This is a genomic window from Aquimarina sp. EL_43 (assembly GCF_943422735.1).
Classification (GTDB): Bacteria; Bacteroidota; Bacteroidia; order Flavobacteriales; family Flavobacteriaceae; genus Aquimarina; species Aquimarina megaterium.
Map to the genome: position 1 here is coordinate 372,492 of NZ_CALSBR010000001.1, position 18,759 is coordinate 391,250.

The following is an 18,759-nucleotide window of genomic DNA, read 5'->3' on the forward strand; positions in this document are numbered from 1 at the left end:
TTGATTTCATGTTTGATTGATAATTGAATTATTCAACAAACATAGATCTACCAGGGCTTACAAAAGCTCCATATTATAGAATGGGACTCATTTAACGCTATTGAGAGTCTTTTTTTATTGATTTCTTATAATGCAAAGGAGTAATGCCCTTAATATTTTTAAAGACTCTGTTAAAAGTTGTTTTTGAATTAAAACCACACTCAAAAGACAAACCTAATAAGGTTATGTGATCATAATTACCACTATGTAATTTTTCGATAATAGCATTTACACGATATTCATTTACAAAATCCGAGAAATTTTTATCCAAACCATCGTTTATTACTTTAGACAAAATATTGGGGTGCATATTAAGACTTTCTGCTAAAGACTTTAATGTCAATTCTGAGTTAAGATAAAAACGATTAGCTACCATTTGTTCTTTTAACCAAGATGCTTTTTTGTAGATTTCTTCAGATGGCTTTTCTTTATCAATACTATTTTCTCTATTAGCCTCGAGTAAAATTACTTCTGGTCTTAAAAAAGCTTCTGCACTAATCCAAATAGTGATAATAGACAGTACTGCATAAATTGGGTAATAATCACTTATGCCTAACTGAAAATTAAACACTACATAATCAATAATAGTATAAGGTGTCCATAAAAACCAAAGTACAGCAAATACGATAATCAACCTATATAACCACCTTAAGCTATATGCATCATTATTGCTGTAATTTTTATTTAACCATGTATGATAAACTTTAATTTCTTTTAAAGCATATAAACAATAGGTTACTATAGAAATGATTGCAAAAAACTGAACAACAGGCATTAATTGAAGATAGGTATTCGTTTCTATACCAATAGTATTATTAACAAGTGCATCACGACTAATCATAAAATGTATTGCGAGTTCTAGTACTAATGGCAAAAAATGAATGCTGTCTTTTTTAGAAAGACGGTAACCAAAATTGGTTATTTTTTTTACATATAAATATAATAATGGTCCGAGAGCTAAAGAGTAATTTAATGGTATTAAATAAAAATGTGGTATATAATTAGTGATTTGAAAATCCAAACTTAATATCCAAATATTCCAAAAAACAATAATAAAAGTAACTAAGCCAAGTAGTACATTAGCTTTTTTATTTATTCGCTTAGTAAAAATAAGTAATAGTCCAAATGTGATTCCTATAAATATAGACGCTATTATAATAAGGTTGAAAATATTTAAATTGAATTCGCACATTATATAATGGTTCGGTTACAAAAAGAAATTCCAAACCAAACCAAAGCGCAATACAGCATCACGTGTTGCATATCCTGGTGCAGAAAACTCGTTGTTTTGTCTAAAGGCTTCGCCAAAGTTTTCGACTTTAAAAAAGATTCTTGTCTGTCGTACCTTGGCATTAAAAAAGATATCAAACTGAGGGTAACCACCAATCTCTTCGGTATTTTGAACATAAAACTCGGACAACACAGGATCGTATGCATCTGCTTTATAGCTTGTAAAGTATTTAAAAGTGACTCCTGTTTGTAAATACAATGCTTTTTTAAACCAGTGATCGTGATAATACAAACTGTTTCTGGTGGTAATTTCGGGTACATTATATATTTGATCTCCTCCTTGAATGTTTTGATACATTACGGTATTATCAAGACCTAGTTTCCAGTATTTAAGTCCCTGTGAAAGTTTTACCTTCAGTACATCAATACTTTCTGGAGCTTGTAGGGGTACAATTGCAGAATTGGCATTCTTTGTAAAATAGGTATACTTACTAATTGTAGCATAGCTCGCTTCTACTTCGGCAATTTTCCTGGCTTTGATATTAACCTGTATTTTTTGAGTTTCGGTATTATCAAAATTATTTTGCCAGTTATAGTTTACATAATCACTTTGGTAGAGTAAAAAATTATAATTGGGAGCAACAGATGTAGAACTTACTTTGGCCTGGATACCATAGCTATCATTAAGGTCATACCCTGCACCTGCATTAAAATAATTTCCTGTAAAATCACCAGAAACAATGGTCATTCCGTCTGCAAACAGCTTAAATCCTTTATAGGTATTCTTATACTCACCCCCAACAGAATATATATCTCCTTTAATACGATTTGTTATATTTATTTGAGCACCAGAACTGTTTACCTGATTTACAATTGCATTATACCCGTAGTTATAATTAGAGCTTCCGCCCCGTACACGCAGATTCCCCAACCACTTATTGGTAAAATCTACAAATACCTGATTACTAAAATCTTCTAAAGCTACATTATCAGAAATATTTGTAGCTACATAGGATGCCCCCAAGAGATTATTGGGAGCAATTGCTGCCTGATCATATTTAAATCTCTTATCTGTAAGATCCATTATATGTCCTACCGACAATGCTGTAGAAGAACTATCTGTTTTTTTAAGTATTGCGTATTCGTGATTTAGATAAAATCGTTTTCCTAGTAATATACTTTCGGCATTTTGAAAATTAACAGACACCGAACCTCGATCTGCAAATTCATCTTCTTCTCCAACAAAATTGCCTGTACCCAAATACTGATTTAGCCCTTCTTCTGATAATCCTCCGTTTTCTTCATTAAGCAAATCTTGTGATACAAAATGTGTACGTACTCTATACCGGTCATTTTTGGTCGAATAACTAGCTGTAGCTCTAAAATTACCTGTACTCGTTAGAGCATGTTGATATTTTCCCAAAGACCTTACACCTTTATAGGCAATCGAAAGATTAAGTCTTGGTGAAGTATTTACCGTAAAAAAAGCATCTAGTTGCTGCCCTTGTTCAAAAGTAGTTCTAAAATACAACTCGGTAAGCGGGGTAGGTACCTGGTAGTACTTTATATCTTCGGCTTCCATAAAATTGAAATGCCTGGCCCTGGCTCCCATAAGTGGTAATATATGGTCTCGCTCTTCTCGCTTTGCCAAACTATTATAGGTTTGCCCAACATTATGAATAGGAAGCAACTCAAAATCATCTCTACGCAGATAATTAAATTTATAATCCTTTAGTATCGTTAATGTTGTATCCTGATACGTGGTATCATTTTTTATCGTAATGATCTTATATTCTGTAACCGGTGGCTTCTTTTTTTTAGTCTTTGGCTGTCTTAACGATTTTCTGGGTTCTTGAGATCCATCTCCTCTTGCATTAGAAGCATCGCCTACTCTCTCCTGATCTCTTTGTGCCCATATCATCGAAACCGATAACAGTGCAACTATAAATATTATGTTTTTTCTCATTAGAATGCTAAACTGTGGCAAAAATATACTTTTTTAACGAAAGTAAATGATACTCATTGTTTGTTTAAATTAACTTTTTAATCAATTTATAAAAATAGTTTTCTGGTATTCTATGCATACTGTATCTTCGTATTATGCTTACATTAAAACTAAATCCTGATCTTCTCGAATGTGGTACCGATGAAGCCGGACGAGGATGCCTGGCAGGTCCTGTCACAGCAGCTGCCGTAATCTTACCCGATGATTTCAATAATTCGATCCTTAACGATTCTAAACAACTTACCGAAGCCAAAAGAAATCTACTAAAACCTATAATAGAAGACTCCTCTTTGACCTACGGTGTTACACATATTTTTATGGAAGAGATTGATGAGATCAATATTTTAAATGCTTCTATTCTGGCTATGCAAAGATCGATAACGCAATTAAAACCCCAACCAGAACATATCATTGTAGATGGAAACAGATTTAAGCCATATCATAATATACCCTATACTTGCGTTATTAAGGGAGACGGAAAATATTTAAACATTGCAGCAGCCTCTGTATTGGCAAAAACATATCGTGATGAGTTTATGGAAAAAATACATGAAGAGTTCCCTATGTACAACTGGAAAAAGAATAAAGGATACCCAACAGTAGAACATCGAGATGCCATTCGTAAATATGGTATTACCAAATATCACAGGAAAAGCTTTAGGTTATTACCAGAACAACTTACACTAGATCTTAAATAATTATATCTTTGAAAATACAAAAAAGAAAAAAGCTTGGTTTAAAAAAGAATTTAACAAACAGATGGAAATAAACTTTAGATCAAAAGAAGAGAGTAATCAAATACAAAGAGATAGATTTTTAGAGTTATCTCCTGCCAATAGAATTTATTCTTTTATTGAATTGGCTTATATTTTTAATAGTTTCCCTTCTCATTCAAAAAAAAATGAAAAAGGAAATAATTTTGTAATTAACCTTTAAGATGGATAGTATAACTCAATGGAAAGAAAAAATAGATACTTTTATAAAGCTATCTAACAAACATAATGTTAGAATGATTATGGTTGGAGGTGGTGCAGTTAATTTTCATGGGTATCAGAGGCATTCTGCAGATGTTGATTTTTGGATAGATGTTACTCAAAAAAACTTAAATGGTTTGATTAGGGTTTTTAGAGAAATGGGATATGAAATTAATGACTTCCCAGATGATGTTAAGGAACAAAAACAGAATATTTCTATCAAATTTTCACCTGTTGATATAGACCTTGAATTGATAACTAATTTCTCTTCTGATAAAACTTTTGAAGAAGTATATAAGGATAGTGAATCTGTAGTCATAAATAATAATGAATTTTTAAAGTGGAATGTAATCTCTTATGAAGATTTGATCAACAGTAAAATTAAAGCTCAGAGACCAAAGGATTTGCTTGATGTTCAGCAATTACAAGAAATCAAAAAAGACATAGAAAAACGTAAAGGTGAAAAATGAATTTTAGATACCTTAAGTTAAATAAATTATTAAATTAGACTTTATATTTTGCAAACCAGGAAATTGAACTTTTTTATTTTGACAACCAAATTCAGGAATACAAAACGCATTGGTATAATGAAAAAGATAGCGGCTGTTCTTTTAATTTTTATTGCTATTTCTTGTGAGGACACATCGAAAAAATCAAATTCTTTACTGGATCACATCCCAAGAGATACTCAAGTCATTATAAAAATTAATAACCTTGAAGGTGCTGCCAGTAAATTAAGAGATAATAATTTTATCAAAAACAATAATCAGATCGCTTTTTTTGAATACTTCAAAAACTTGTCTATCCTGGATCAAACTTATAAAACTGAAAGTATATTATGTTTCTCTCCATTAGGAAAAAACGATTATGAGTATACTTATATTTCAAAATTCGACCCTTCTGTAATCAATGCCGATTCGCTAAATACAAAGCAGATTGAAACTATAAATTATTCTGAGAATACCATTTATAAGGTTACATCAAAAGGAGAATCGTTTTTTGCCACCCGACAGGATAGTCTGCTTATTGCCTCTTCTTCTCAATTATTGATCGAAAATGCAATACGAATGCAAGCCGCTCCAATTCCTATTGATAAAGATTTACAAAAAGTATATGAAGTGTCTGGTACCGAAAATACATTATCTGTACTGGTCAACGGAAAAAAATTACAAAACATTCACAATACATTACTGCCTAATACAGACCTCAAAAGCTTGCAAAATTTTAGCGGTTGGATATCAGCCGATGCTACTATAGGACAAGATGCAATGTACCTAGATGGTATTGCTATAGAAAAAGATTCACTATCCAGTACCATTGGGATTTTTGATAATACAATTGCCCAGGAAAATAAAATTTCAAAAGTGACACCTGTTACTGCAAGAGGATTTATCTCTTATACTTATGATGACTTTGATATATTGAAGAAAAATCTATCTGTAGCACAGGATAGAGAATTAGAAGATATCCCTGGAGATCTAGACGATATATTATCGGGTGTTTCTGAAATCGGTATGATTTTTCTTGAAAAAGAAAATATATTAGTTCTAAATTCTCTAAACCCCGAAACGGCCCAGGAAAGTCTGGCAGGAGATAAGGTAGACACCTATAGAAATACACCGATATACAGTTATAAAGGCTCCTCTGCTTTTTCGCAAATCCTTACTCCTTTGGTAAACGATTTTGACGCTAAGTTTTATTTTGTTCGGGATGATTTTATCATTTTCGGATCTTCTATCGGGGCTCTTAAAGATATTATTGCCAATATCCTTAATCAAACATTACTCTATGATCAAGAGTATTACAAAACAACTGTAAAAGATTTATCCGACGAATCTTCGATATTAATAGCAGGTACTATCAAAAACACAAAAGAATACATTTCTCAAAATGTTGAAGAAGAATATTCGTCACAATGGGAAGCACTTAAGGATAAAGGATATCAAATAGGAATAGTACAGATTATAAAAGAAAACGATTTTGCTCATGTGCATAGCATTTTACAAAAAAGCAAAGCTAAAGGCGCAGCTACATCTGTCACACAAACCGCATCAACTACTCTAGAAAATAAAGTACTAACCAGACCTGTTCTTGTTAAAAACCACAGAACCAAAGGTATGGATGTGGCAGTACAGGATATCGAAAACAACGTATATCTAATTTCTGATAAAGGTGCTATTTTCTGGAAAAAACAAGTCGATGGTGAAATACTAGGTGATATTCAACAAATCGATATCTACAAAAATGGCAGATACCAACTATTATTTAACACTGCCAATACTCTATACCTGGTCGATCGCGATGGAAAAGATGTAAAACCATACCCTAAGACATTTGAAAAACCAATTACACAACCTCTTGCGTTATTTGATTATGACAAAAGCAAGCGTTATCGTATTGTTATTACCCAGGGCAATGAAATAAAAATGTTTGATGCAGAGGCAAAAGCTGTAACTGGTTTTAGATTTAAAAACACAGAAACAGAGCTTATTTTACCGCCAAAACATATTAGAATCGGAACCAAAGATTATATTTTACTTTCTGAAAAAAATGGAACATTAACTATCCTGGATCGAATAGGTAAACCGCGAGTTAATGTAAAAGAAAAAGTTGATTTCTCTAAAAATGAATGGTACCAGTACCTGAACAAATTTACATCTACTACCAAAAGTGGAAAATTAATTCAAGTACAAAACGATGGTAATGCTGTAGAGCAAAATCTAAGTTTGCATGAGGATAATAGAATGGTAGCTACCAATAAAACCCTGGTTACTTTTTCTGAAAATAAGCTTACTATAAAAGGTAAAACCCTTGAACTTGATTTTGGAGTGTATACAGAACCAAAACTTTATTTTATCAATAATAAGATATACATTACTATTACCGATATACAAGCCAAAAAAGTGTACTTGTATGATAGCAATGCTGAGCTATTTCCTAATTTCCCGGTTTATGGTAATTCTGTCTTAAGTTTAGGGAATATGGATAAAGATCCTAATCTCGAATTTGTAGTTCAGGGAGAAGAAAATGGAGTACTTATCTACCAAATAAATTAATTCATTGTTAAAAAACATCGATAAAAGAAAACCTGAAATTTAAATTTCAGGTTTTCTTTTTCCAGAATTCATTTTACACATAACTCTATACTACAGAGCATTTTCCTACTTTTTATCTTACTATTTTAAGGAAATACGCCTATATATTTTATTTAACATTAAATTAAGATTTTATGCGAATTATTATTATTTTATGTTAAATGTTATTTTACAAGTACTAAATCTCATGATTAAGAGTTGTACAGCCAACGACACAAATTTACTAACACAAACCAAACTCAATTATGAAAACAAGTATTTTTAACAAAATACTGGTGCTCACGTTCTTACTCGTGAGTATTAGTGTTAATGCACAACTATGGAGTCCTGTATCTCCCGCAAAAGCACAAGCCAAATCCAAAGAGCTTAGAAAAACAACACCAACGCAGTATCAACTATTTAACTTAAACACTACAGCGTTACAATCTATTTTGCAACGTACACCATCAAGAGTACAGCAAAAAAGTTCTGGTGTTGTAATCCAACTCCCTACTGCAAAAGGAGTATTACAAAAATTTAGAATTCTTGAAGCTTCTGTTCTTGAAGAAGGACTCGCAAAACGATTTCCAAGTATCCAATCTTTTGTTGGATACGGGATTGATGACCCAACATCTATTGCCAGATTTAGTTTCTCTAAAGTTGGTTTACACGCCATGATAACTTCTGGAAATCATTCGACCATCTATATTGATCCTTACACAAAAGACAAAACGAGTTATATCTGTTATGCTAAAGCAGATCTACCTGCTGATCCTAATAGTTTTGAGTGTCTGGTTGAAGAAAACGTTAAATCAAACTTTTCTAATCAGCAATTCAATGCGTTAAAAAATGCTAATGATGGTAAACTAAGAACTTTTAGATTAGCTATCGCGTGTACAGGAGAATATTCTCAATTTCATATCAACAATCAGGGAATTAGCTCTGGCGCCTCTGATCAAGTAAAAAAAGAAGCTGTACTTTCTGCTGTAAATACTACTATGACTCGAGTAAATGGTATTTTTGAAAGAGACCTTGCTCTTACCATGGTATTGGTAAATAATAATACAGACATCATTTTTCTAAACGCTAATACCGATAATTTAAGTAATAGTAATGCCGGTGCATTAATCAATGAAAGTCAGACTGTTTGTGACAATGTTATTGGTTTTAACAATTATGACATCGGACATGCATTTAGCACCGGAGGAGGAGGATTGGCACAGCTTAGATCTCCTTGTACAAATTCTAAAGCACGAGGAATCACAGGAAGTGGTCGTCCTATCGGAGATGCATATGATGTAGATTATGTTGCTCATGAAATGGGACACCAATACGGTGGAAATCATACTCAAAATAATAGCTGCCAGAGATCTAATGCATCTGTAGAGCCAGGAAGTGCTTCTACGATTATGGGATATGCTGGTATTTGTTCTCCAAACGTACAAAACAATAGTGATGCTTATTTTCATGCAATTAGCATCCAGGAAATGTGGCAGAATATTTCGCAAGGAAACAGCACATGTGGTAATCAAAGTAATACTGGTAATGCTGCTCCTACTGCTAATGCCGGACAGGATTATACGATTCCTGCCTCAACACCATTTGTGTTAAAAGGTAATGGATCTGATGCTAATTCGGGAAACAACCTTACGTATTGCTGGGAGCAAATGGACGCACAACCTGCAACTATGCCACCTGTTGCCACTTCGACCAACGGACCTGCTTTTAGATCTTTAACTCCAGCTGCTTCGCCTGATAGATATATGCCGGCATTACCGACAGTTATTTCGGGACAAACCTCTTCTACCTGGGAGGTTGTTCCTTCTGTAAGCAGAACAATGAATTTTAGACTTACCGTAAGAGATAATGCATCTGGTGGAGCAAGTACTGCCAGTGACGATACAAAAATAACCGTTGCAGGTGCAGCTGGACCTTTTGTTGTAAATGCACCAAACACCAATGTTAACTGGGCTTCGGGATCAACACAAACCGTTACCTGGGATGTTGCAGGAACAACTGGTAATGGTATTAATGCTGCTAACGTAGATATTTTACTATCTACCGACGGAGGAAATACGTATACAACAACAATTGCCTCTGCAGTACCTAATGATGGTTCTCATAGTATCACTGTACCAAATGCGGTAGGAACACAGAACAGAATAATGGTTAGAGGATCCGGACATATTTTCTATGATATTTCTAATGCCAATTTTGAAATCTCTGGAGGAAGTGGTGGAGATACACAAGCCCCTACAACTCCTGATGGTTTAGCCGCTTCAAATATCACACAAACTACTGTTGATCTTAACTGGAACGCCGCTACAGACAATGTGGGAGTTACGGGATATGATATCTATCAAGGGAATACTGTAGTTACTACAGTAACCTCTACTTCATACCAGGTTACCGGGTTATCGGCTAATACATCATATAGTTTTAGAGTAAAAGCAAAAGATGCAGCAGGTAATGAATCTAATTTTAGTAACACTGCTAATGCCACTACACTTTCACAACCAGATACTCAGGCACCAACAGCTCCCGCTAATTTAGCAGCTTCTAATATTACAAAGACCACGGTTGATCTTTCCTGGGATGCTTCTACCGATAATGTAGGAGTTAGTGGATATGATGTTTATCGTGGTACTACAGTAATCTCTACAGTTACTACTACTTCTTATCAAGTTACTGGATTATCACCAGATACTGCCTACGGTTTCAGCGTAAAAGCAAAAGATGCTTCTGGTAACGAATCTAATGCCAGTAATACTGTAAATATTACGACGCTTCCAGATACAGGAGGTTCGTCTTGTACCGCAGAGATCTCATCATTCCCATATACCGAAGGGTTCGAAAATACTCTTGGAGCTTGGAAACAGGCGACCGGAGATGATTTTGATTGGGCTGTAGATGCTAACGGAACTCCATCTAGAAACACTGGACCTTCTAGTGCTTCACAAGGAACTTACTATGTGTATATGGAATCGTCTACACCTAATTACCCTACCAAAAGAGCAATTCTTAACTCTCCTTGTTTTGATTTAACAGGTCAGACAAAAGCTAATTTCTCATTTAAGTATCATATGTATGGTGCTTCGACTATGGGTAGTCTGGCATTAGAAGCCAGTAATGATAATGGTACTACATGGACTTCAGTTTGGTCTAAGTCAGGAAATCAAGGAAACTCATGGCAATCGGCAACTGTAGACTTAAGTACGTACTTAGGTGGTACAGTACAATTACGTTTTAATGGGGTTACAGGTAATACCTGGCAAGGTGATATGGCTATAGATGATGTGAGTTTAAGCGAAGGAGGGTCACAAACTACCTGTACTGATGTGGTATTAACGCTTAATTTTGACAATTACCCAGAAGAAACCAGCTGGCAAATTACAGATAGCAATAGCCAGGTTGTAGCATCAGGAGGAACTTATGGCTCTCAACCCGATGGATCAACACTAACAATTACAGAGTGCTTAGAACCAGGGACCTATACGTTTACACTTAATGATTCGTATGGCGATGGTATCTGCTGTGCCTATGGTAATGGATCCTATACGCTTACTTCAGAAGGAACCACAATCGCTTCTGGAGGGTCTTTTGGATCTTCTGAAGCAACAACATTTACAATCGGCAGTCCTTCTGCAAGATCATTAGTAACCGTAGATGGTACAACAACTACAAAACAAGTAGAAATATCTGCATTCCCTAATCCTGTAGGAAAAGATCGTTTACTACATGTGATCGTTTCTAAAAAAGATACCTCTTACGAAATTGTAAGTATTCTTGGAAAAATCGTAATGAAAGGTAAGCTCGTTCAAAAAACAATCAATACCAGTGCATTACCATCGGGATTATATATCCTGAAACTTAATCCGGGAGGTAAAGGCAAATACAAATCTTTTCAATTTGTACAAGAGTAAATATTCGATAATAGTTAATTATGGTAAGCGATGCATTGAGAAATGCATCGCTTACTTTTTTAAGTTAAACCCAGATTAAAGCCTTATTTTTTCTTTAATGTTGAAGATTTTATGAGAAACTTCAGGTATGCTAAGCGATATATCAATATTGATTTCGTCTTTTGATTTTTGAAGTGTCAAATTCCCTTTTTTCACCTTATAGTATCCTGCCTCTCCTCTACAAAAACAATGTTTCCCAAAAAGCAAATCTACTTGTTCTAATGCCTCACTTCTTAGACTTAAAGTCTCTGTATCTTTATTGATTTCAAAATGTATTGTTTCAGAATAATCCCCATCTGCAGTACCTTCTGGCCCTTTGATTAAAAATTTAAATTCGACAACTATCCCCTCTCCTTTTTCGATAACAGGATAATATCTATCTGTAGTATCTTTTTTTAATACCAGCGACGAATTTTTATGAAGTTTAACAGTACAATTTCCACCTTCCGGGCAATACACTTTTTTATTTTGAGGTTCAGAAACTACCGCTATTTCTTTTGAAGAATCAACTGTATTTTGAGTTTTGCATGCGCATACTAATATAAGAGCACTAAGAAAAGTATATACCTTCATCTGTTTATTATTTTTAATCTTTTCTTTTGTTAAAAAAATCAGATTGTTATTATGAAGGGATTTACACTTCAATCAAAAAAGTTTAAATCACCTTTTCATATAAAACCCGGGATTAACTTTTTTAGTATGAAATGAGTCATAATAATATAGTTAATATCAACCAAAATTAGTATTAGGAAATTCCTGTCTGACCGATACTACAAATAAAATAAACAGATGAAACGCCGAAGGTTTAAATTTTGGCTTTTTGTTGTATAAATTCTGCTTCAAAAAGAGCTGTAAAATGTTTTAGTAACTTTGCTTTAACCTCATCTACGTCTACATGATCTACTCCTAATTCTACATGCAATGATGTAACGGTCTTGTCTTTAATTCCACAAGGAATGATATGATCAAAATACCCCAGGTTAGCATTAATATTTAAGGCAAAGCCATGCATTGTAACCCAGCGACTGGCTCGAACTCCCATAGCACAGATTTTACGGGCAAACGGAGTACCCACATCAATCCACACTCCAGTCTCACCTTCACTTCTTGTGGCATTAATATCGTATTCTGCCAAAGTAAGAATCACCATTTCTTCTAAAAAACGAAGATACTTATGGATATCGGTAAAGAAATTATCAAGATCAAGAATTGGATATCCTACAATCTGCCCGGGGCCATGATAGGTGATATCTCCTCCTCTATTAATTTTATAAAATGTGGCTTCTTTTTCTTTTAATTGCTCTTCTGATAATAACAAATTACTAATATCACCACTTTTACCCAACGTATATACATGTGGGTGTTCTACAAAAAGAAAGTGATTTGGTGTACTAAGCCCTGCATCTTCTCTTCGATTTTTTATTTTTATATCTAAAATCTCTTTAAAAAGAGTTTCCTGATACTCCCAGGTTTCTTTATAATCTTTACGGCCAATATCCTGGAGTTGAATTTTTTTATTCATAGTTCACAAAGATACGTCATAAAAAAAGTGAAATGATATTTTTTTTAGTTTTCAAGCTCTACTTCGACATCTAATATCTTAGGGTTTTCCATAAGTTCGATAAACCCAACTTCAAGTACAAAACTTTTCATATCTAAGCTAAATGTGGCTTTATCAGATGACATTTTTACTATTTTTCTCGGAAAAGTATACTTCAATTTATATTTAGAACTCGCTAAAAACATTCTCGCTTTCTCTAAGCTATCCATGCTTTTTTTCACCTTCTCTTCATCAATAATCTCTGTAATCCTACTAAACTTATTGTTTTTAAAACTATACTTTACTTTGGTCCCTCCTTCTTCAGACATCATAGTTTCTACTGGATTTATTTTACCAGCTCCCGAACCTTTATTTGTTTCTCCTACGGCCATAGAAATTTTAAAATCACCAAATACATCTCCTAATTCTGAAACATCTTTAAAGTCCCTATACATATCCATATTCATTTTTTGAGCTTCAGAATTTACCACAATATGCATTTCATAATCTTTTAATCTCTGCAATCTTTCCTGCATCTCTTTTGATAATTTGGAGATACTATCTTTATGTTCCTCTAAAAAATCTTTAAAAACTACTAATGAATCAACATTTTCTTTTTTCTTTTCTGTAACCTGTCCTTCTCCCATTTTCATAAGCTCTGATCCATCAAAGTTTATCGTAATTTTTCCTGTTCCATCTTCATTCAAGTTCAAATTCTCTGAAAATTGACATCCTACAAGAAGTATAGATGATACTATAGTTAACACACAAAGACTAAATCTTTTCATATACTTTTATTATTTATTTAAACAAGGGTAACTATCATAACAAACCTACTTATACTATCTAAATAGTTACGGTGATGTAAAAATAAATCAAATTGTTATAACTATTATGTAGAACCCATAAATACTATAAAAAAAGAACATTTTTTTATTTATTTACATCTTGCAATACCCACTCAAGGTTTTTATCTATCCCATTTTTTGTTTCGATATAAACATCTGGTTTAATCCCAAAACCATCGGGTTCTACGGTATGAGGTGCGTTTATTTTCATCAACCCAACTCTCATATTTATTTTAGAATTAGGAAGCTCTACATAGGCAAAAAAGCCTGCAATAGTACCGTTATATGCCCCACCAGTTTCTTCTCCTACAAAAGTAGCACGTTTGGTCGCTTTTAGGTGAGTAGATAAAATACTGCTTGCAGAAAAGCTTTCCCCATCTATTAAAACATATAGTTTACCGGTATATGAATTTGATTTTGGTGTTCTGAGTTTACTGTACTTAAATTTAAAATAAGGATCTCCTTTTTCTTTTTTAACTTTAAAAAACTGGTATGTTGTTAACACCGGAGAGAACAGGATAGCTCCTGTTTTTCCAATCCAGGATTTTGTATGAAAAAGCGGGTATAAGAAACTTAGTCGTTTCGTCATCTTTGCCTTTTCGATAAACACATATTCTTTATCGGTCAAATACGAATAGAGTTCTTCTATTTCTGCTAATCTGCCTCCCAGGTTTCCTCTTAAATCTATAATAAGGTTTTTACTGCTTGCAGAATCTATCTTTGAGAAGCTTTCTTTATAAAAATCTTTATAATTTCCATTCGTAAAACTTCTTATTTTCATATAAGCAATAGCAGAAGTACTGTCTGATGTAATAAATTTAAAATTTCTATTGTATTCTTTCTTGTACATATCAAAACCATATTTATTATGGTGCTTACGTATCTCTTTATTCTTTTTTCTGGCTATTTTTTTATCTGATTTACTTTTCTTTTCTACAGGTACTGTTATAGTGTCCTTTGTTATCTTTTTTTTCTTTTTGCTATACCCTGCGTATACATAACGAGAATAAGTACTATCCCTGGTTTTAAGCTTCACTAGTACACTATCTTTTTGTTGGTGCGTTCTGGCATAAAACGCTCCAAAACCATGACCAATATACTTTGGGATAAATGTTCTATTATAACCATCCCCTGTATGTAAGTTTTGAAAAGATATCAATAGATCACTTGTTTTTTGATCATCTATACTCAATATCTCCGAACCCACTACGAGGGTATCATTTTTTTCATAATTCTTTTCGACATACACCTTATTATCTACACTATAAAAAGCTAATGATTTAAAAGGGTAACTCCTTTTTCCTTTTGCTTTTTTCTCTTTTCTTGTTTGCTTTTTATACGGAGGGTAAATTGCGGTATGTCCCTGTCGTATACTGGCAACTACAGGAGCTAATTGTTTATAAAATGTAATACTGGATACAGGCTGTTGTATGCTTTTCTTTAATCCATCTATTTTTTTATCTAATGAATCCTTACTAATATACCAGTACAGATCCGGGTGTAGCTTTTGTAATTTACGATATGCAAAATCTATATCATCGCGTATTTCTTCTGGGCTATGAAGTTCGCTAATTTGTTGATTATATTTTTTTACTGAAGAACAAGCTGTTAACAAAAGGACTAATACATATAAAAATAACGTTCTAATCATAAGACTTCATTTTGGATCCGAAAGTGTACCACTAAATGTATGCCACAATTATTGTAGTTATGTATTAATCACAATTATCCTGTTTTTTTACTGTATCGATTAGCTTTCTGTAGAAAAATCAGAAGTGCTTTCTGTCATTTTGGATTATTAAGTATTACCAATGCTGCTATCACTCCAGGTACCCAACCGCAAATAGTTAACAACAATACTATTACGACAGACCCACAACCTTTATCTAATATTGATAACGGTGGAAAAAAAATAGCCAATATAACTCTCCAGATACTCATAGTTTGTAATGTAAAATAAATTAAATGTTATACTTATAAGTAGATGACAATTTTATTATGTTACAATATTACTATAAAATTAATTTCTATATTTTTAACCTGGCTTGAAAATTAAAAACAATGAAACGAGCAATACCAAATTTTAAAAAGGTTTAAATGCATGAAATTACCATTTCTAATACTATACTTTATTGTATTGATTTGTCCCAAAATACTTTTGGCACAATATGAATTTTCTGGTTATGTCGATAAAAAAAACTGGTCGGGAGATATTTATTTATCGCTAATAGAGGATTACAGAAAGTTATCAGGGGTCTATCCCGAACAGATTATTCAGAAAACGGTAAGTGATTCAATGGGTTATTTTAGCTTTTCGGGAGATAATCTTCCCTTACAAAATCACATGTATAGGATTCATATAGAAGGATGTTCTGAAAATGAAAAAAAACCAATTCATTTTAATGGATTTTGTCCTTATAGTAAAGAAATACTATTTATTGCCAATAATACAGATACACTTACCTTACCTTTTTCTTTTGATAATGAAATGTTTTGTAAAATTGTTTCGAATAATGAAAAAAGTAATGCTTTTATTAAGGTCGACTCTATCATTGATGAAATGCGTTTTGCCTTTGCTTCGTATAGAAGTGAAACCAATCGTAAGATCAATGAAAAAAAATGGTTTACTACATTACAACGTTTCGTAAAAAACCAAAACGAACCCCTTACAGAACTTTACGTTTATGCTTTTTTATCTGATAAAGCCAACAATCTGTATGCGCATTATCTCGAAGATTTAAAACAAAACACATATTATGATAATCTATTAGAACGATTACAAAAAAAATATCCCAATAGCACATACACCAAGCAATATGAAACAGAATTAGCTTCAGACAAATTTATAATCAGTTCCAAAGACGTTTCATATAAAAATTGGTGGTTATGGATAGTGTTAGCATGTGCCATAGCACTTAACATTTTTCAATTCCTCAACTATCGAAAAAAGATAAATGCGTCTCATAGTTCAGAAAAAAATCTTACACAACAAGAGCAAAAAGTATTAGACCTTATTCTTGATGACAAGACCAATAAAGAGATTGCTTCTACCATGTTTGTAAGTATTAGCACTATAAAAACTCATATCAACAATCTGTATAAAAAACTTGAGGTAAGCTCAAGAGACGAAGTTAAATCCCTATATATCAAGAAGTAATAAAAAATCCACCCGGGGTCTAGTCCTCTTTTCAAACCTGTTTTTATTGATTTTATTCCTTTATGTTTTGATTTTTGATAACGCTAATCCAAATCAAAATAAATGTATAAAATACCTGTAAAGACAATTCTTATTTCGATACTCTCTATTGTATCACTATATACTCTAAAGGCACAAACCAGTTCTGTGCAAATTCTTCAAACCGCGAGATTACCAAAAGACACAACTATAACCAAAACGTTAATTGATTCATTTGATGGATTTCTTAGCCTAAAAGAGAAACCTAATAACCAAAATACGTTTGTCTTACCTCAAAACCTTTTGGCAACCTCGGCATTACTAGATGAGCTAAAAGGTATAGAAAAGAGTAACAAATTTAAAGATGACAATTTTTATAAATGCTATGTAAATAATATCCTCAAACTTAATGATACCGAATATTTAATTCAATTTTATTATATGGGTACATATCAAAACGAACCCATTTTAAGAGCTAACTATAGTATACTTGCACAAAAGAGAAATTATCAATTTTATTTCTATTCTCCGCTACATCAAAATACAGTATCATGGCAAACAAAAACAATAGGAAATAACACCTTTTATTTTAAAAACAATTTTGAAATCTCCAAAGCAATAGCATATACTTCAAAAATTGCAGAATATGATAGCATACTAAATATTCCTAAACAGTCCACCAAATTATATTGTGCCGAAAATTTTAATGAGGTACTAAGATTAGTAGGTGTAGATTTCAAAGTAGATTATAACGGATACAGTCATAATACACTTATTTCCAATGACAATACTACTAATCTAATTATCGATGGTATTCTAGCTTCTAACTCTGAAGGTTTTGATCCGCATGATCTATGGCATAGTAGAGTACGAAAAATACTTCCTGCAAAAAAAATATACAAACCAGTCGATGAAGGTTGTGCTTTCTTATTTGGTGGTAGCTGGGGATATAGTTGGGAAGAAATTCTTCAAAAATTCAAACGATTTATAGCTTTAAACCCAGATGCCGACTGGATAACCCTTTATAACGAAGGTAAAAATTATGGAGACGAAACTAATAAGGCTTTGAGAGTGGATTATACCCTTAACGCTTTATTGGTAAAAAAAATAAACGCAGAAAAAGGCTTTTCTCCTATTCTCAAATTACTGAGTTGTGGTAAAAAAAATGAAGATTATTTTCCTGTATTGGAAGAAGTAACCGGTATAACCAAAAATAATTTTAATCAAAATATAGCTAAACTGATTAAACAAATTAAATAATTGTAGATAGCACTATCTACAACACTACAAAAGAATTAAACCGAGAAGAATAATACCTCTTCTCAACAAACAATGTTTTTAACCCTTTTTAAATAATTAAAAAATCGAAATCATGAAAAAAGAATTCCTAATCTTAGCCAGCCTACTTGTAATGGCTGTAGTATCTTGTAAGGATGATGCTACCAAAAAGATAAATGTAGAAAACGTAGCCGTTTCTGAAAGTCGAGATGCAAAAATTTCAGATTTTCCGGTAATGGACTTTGCCGAAACCAATCACAATTTCGGAACTATTAACGAAGGTGATATTGTAGAACACAAATTTACCTTTACCAATACTGGTAAAGCACCATTAGTTATTATAAGCGCCAAAGGTAGTTGTGGTTGTACGGTTTCTAAATGGCCAAAAGAACCCATTGCTCCGGGAGCTACGGGAGATATGTTGGTCACCTTTAATTCTAATGGTAAACCCAATCTGCAAAACAAGCAGGTAACGATTACGGCAAATACCGAAAACGGTAAAGAAATACTTAAAATCAAAGCTATGGTTACTCCCAGAGCTAAAGCCGTAAGTGGGGCTCCAATAAGCAAATAGTCACTCTATACAAATAGATTTTGTAACTCGCGATTAATCAACTCCTAATAGAGGGAGTTA

The 18,759-nt window shown here is 33.0% G+C and carries 15 protein-coding genes; 8 read left to right on the top strand and 7 right to left on the bottom strand.

Annotated features, from left to right (window positions below; genetic code table 11):
* Positions 1–97: 97 nt before the first annotated feature.
* Positions 98–1,231, bottom strand: a complete 1,134-nt coding sequence (locus NNL09_RS01805; protein WP_025667625.1) for an AraC family transcriptional regulator — start codon at positions 1,229–1,231, stop codon at positions 98–100.
* A 15-nt stretch (positions 1,232–1,246) separates the two neighbouring features.
* Positions 1,247–3,235, bottom strand: a complete 1,989-nt coding sequence (locus NNL09_RS01810; RefSeq protein WP_196908916.1) for a putative porin — start codon at positions 3,233–3,235, stop codon at positions 1,247–1,249.
* A 134-nt stretch (positions 3,236–3,369) separates the two neighbouring features.
* Between NNL09_RS01810 and NNL09_RS01815 the strand changes: the two genes are divergently transcribed.
* The 5 genes from NNL09_RS01815 (at position 3,370) to NNL09_RS01835 (ending at position 11,245) form a co-directional block, all read left to right on the top strand.
* Positions 3,370–3,972: a ribonuclease HII gene (locus NNL09_RS01815; RefSeq protein ID WP_196908917.1), complete on the top strand. Its 603-nt coding sequence runs from the start codon at positions 3,370–3,372 to the stop codon at positions 3,970–3,972.
* 61 nt (positions 3,973–4,033) lie between these two features.
* A complete protein-coding gene (locus NNL09_RS01820) occupies positions 4,034–4,210 on the top strand; it encodes a hypothetical protein (RefSeq protein ID WP_165583380.1) in 177 nt (58 codons plus the stop codon).
* A gap of 1 nt (position 4,211) precedes the next feature.
* The gene (locus NNL09_RS01825) at positions 4,212–4,718 is read left to right on the top strand and encodes a nucleotidyl transferase AbiEii/AbiGii toxin family protein (protein WP_196908918.1); all 507 of its coding nucleotides are present in this window, start codon (positions 4,212–4,214) and stop codon (positions 4,716–4,718) included.
* Between the two features lie 117 nt (positions 4,719–4,835).
* Positions 4,836–7,304 (top strand): hypothetical protein, encoded by a 2,469-nt coding sequence (locus tag NNL09_RS01830; RefSeq protein ID WP_196908919.1) that lies wholly within the window; start codon positions 4,836–4,838, stop codon positions 7,302–7,304.
* Between the two features lie 284 nt (positions 7,305–7,588).
* Positions 7,589–11,245 carry a reprolysin-like metallopeptidase gene (locus NNL09_RS01835; RefSeq protein ID WP_196908920.1) on the top strand — a complete coding sequence of 1,219 codons (3,657 nt, stop codon included), beginning with the start codon at positions 7,589–7,591 and terminating at the stop codon, positions 11,243–11,245.
* A 75-nt stretch (positions 11,246–11,320) separates the two neighbouring features.
* On the opposite strand, the gene NNL09_RS01840 is transcribed toward NNL09_RS01835, so the two are convergent.
* The 5 genes from NNL09_RS01840 to NNL09_RS01860 form a co-directional block, all read right to left on the bottom strand.
* Positions 11,321–11,857, bottom strand: a complete 537-nt coding sequence (locus tag NNL09_RS01840) for a hypothetical protein (protein ID WP_025667618.1) — start codon at positions 11,855–11,857, stop codon at positions 11,321–11,323.
* 232 nt (positions 11,858–12,089) lie between these two features.
* Positions 12,090–12,806, bottom strand: a complete 717-nt coding sequence (gene lipB / locus NNL09_RS01845) for a lipoyl(octanoyl) transferase LipB (protein WP_025667617.1) — start codon at positions 12,804–12,806, stop codon at positions 12,090–12,092.
* 44 nt (positions 12,807–12,850) lie between these two features.
* The gene (locus NNL09_RS01850; protein ID WP_025667616.1) at positions 12,851–13,612 is read right to left on the bottom strand and encodes a hypothetical protein; all 762 of its coding nucleotides are present in this window, start codon (positions 13,610–13,612) and stop codon (positions 12,851–12,853) included.
* Positions 13,613–13,757: 145 nt separating this feature from the next.
* Positions 13,758–15,323 carry a S41 family peptidase gene (locus NNL09_RS01855; RefSeq protein WP_196908921.1) on the bottom strand — a complete coding sequence of 522 codons (1,566 nt, stop codon included), beginning with the start codon at positions 15,321–15,323 and terminating at the stop codon, positions 13,758–13,760.
* Between the two features lie 134 nt (positions 15,324–15,457).
* A complete protein-coding gene (locus NNL09_RS01860) occupies positions 15,458–15,613 on the bottom strand; it encodes a YqaE/Pmp3 family membrane protein (RefSeq protein WP_074410361.1) in 156 nt (51 codons plus the stop codon).
* Positions 15,614–15,773: 160 nt separating this feature from the next.
* On the opposite strand from NNL09_RS01860, the gene NNL09_RS01865 reads away from it, so the two are divergent.
* From NNL09_RS01865 to NNL09_RS01875, 3 genes are all read left to right on the top strand, one after another.
* The gene (locus NNL09_RS01865; RefSeq protein WP_196908922.1) at positions 15,774–16,829 is read left to right on the top strand and encodes a LuxR C-terminal-related transcriptional regulator; all 1,056 of its coding nucleotides are present in this window, start codon (positions 15,774–15,776) and stop codon (positions 16,827–16,829) included.
* A 102-nt stretch (positions 16,830–16,931) separates the two neighbouring features.
* A complete protein-coding gene (locus tag NNL09_RS01870; protein ID WP_196908923.1) occupies positions 16,932–18,107 on the top strand; it encodes a hypothetical protein in 1,176 nt (391 codons plus the stop codon).
* Positions 18,108–18,219: 112 nt separating this feature from the next.
* Positions 18,220–18,699 (top strand): DUF1573 domain-containing protein, encoded by a 480-nt coding sequence (locus NNL09_RS01875; RefSeq protein WP_025667612.1) that lies wholly within the window; start codon positions 18,220–18,222, stop codon positions 18,697–18,699.
* Positions 18,700–18,759: the final 60 nt, after the last annotated feature.

Bases quoted from the DNA above. Each gene is read 5' to 3' on its own strand.
- NNL09_RS01805 (WP_025667625.1), bottom strand. From the start codon at position 1,231: ATGTGCGAATTCAATTTAAATATTTTCAACCTTATTATAATAGCGTCT.
- NNL09_RS01810 (WP_196908916.1), bottom strand. From the start codon at position 3,235: ATGAGAAAAAACATAATATTTATAGTTGCACTGTTATCGGTTTCGATG.
- NNL09_RS01815 (WP_196908917.1), top strand. From the start codon at position 3,370: ATGCTTACATTAAAACTAAATCCTGATCTTCTCGAATGTGGTACCGAT.
- NNL09_RS01820 (WP_165583380.1), top strand. From the start codon at position 4,034: ATGGAAATAAACTTTAGATCAAAAGAAGAGAGTAATCAAATACAAAGA.
- NNL09_RS01825 (WP_196908918.1), top strand. From the start codon at position 4,212: ATGGATAGTATAACTCAATGGAAAGAAAAAATAGATACTTTTATAAAG.
- NNL09_RS01830 (WP_196908919.1), top strand. From the start codon at position 4,836: ATGAAAAAGATAGCGGCTGTTCTTTTAATTTTTATTGCTATTTCTTGT.
- NNL09_RS01835 (WP_196908920.1), top strand. From the start codon at position 7,589: ATGAAAACAAGTATTTTTAACAAAATACTGGTGCTCACGTTCTTACTC.
- NNL09_RS01840 (WP_025667618.1), bottom strand. From the start codon at position 11,857: ATGAAGGTATATACTTTTCTTAGTGCTCTTATATTAGTATGCGCATGC.
- lipB (WP_025667617.1), bottom strand. From the start codon at position 12,806: ATGAATAAAAAAATTCAACTCCAGGATATTGGCCGTAAAGATTATAAA.
- NNL09_RS01850 (WP_025667616.1), bottom strand. From the start codon at position 13,612: ATGAAAAGATTTAGTCTTTGTGTGTTAACTATAGTATCATCTATACTT.
- NNL09_RS01855 (WP_196908921.1), bottom strand. From the start codon at position 15,323: ATGATTAGAACGTTATTTTTATATGTATTAGTCCTTTTGTTAACAGCT.
- NNL09_RS01860 (WP_074410361.1), bottom strand. From the start codon at position 15,613: ATGAGTATCTGGAGAGTTATATTGGCTATTTTTTTTCCACCGTTATCA.
- NNL09_RS01865 (WP_196908922.1), top strand. From the start codon at position 15,774: ATGAAATTACCATTTCTAATACTATACTTTATTGTATTGATTTGTCCC.
- NNL09_RS01870 (WP_196908923.1), top strand. From the start codon at position 16,932: ATGTATAAAATACCTGTAAAGACAATTCTTATTTCGATACTCTCTATT.
- NNL09_RS01875 (WP_025667612.1), top strand. From the start codon at position 18,220: ATGAAAAAAGAATTCCTAATCTTAGCCAGCCTACTTGTAATGGCTGTA.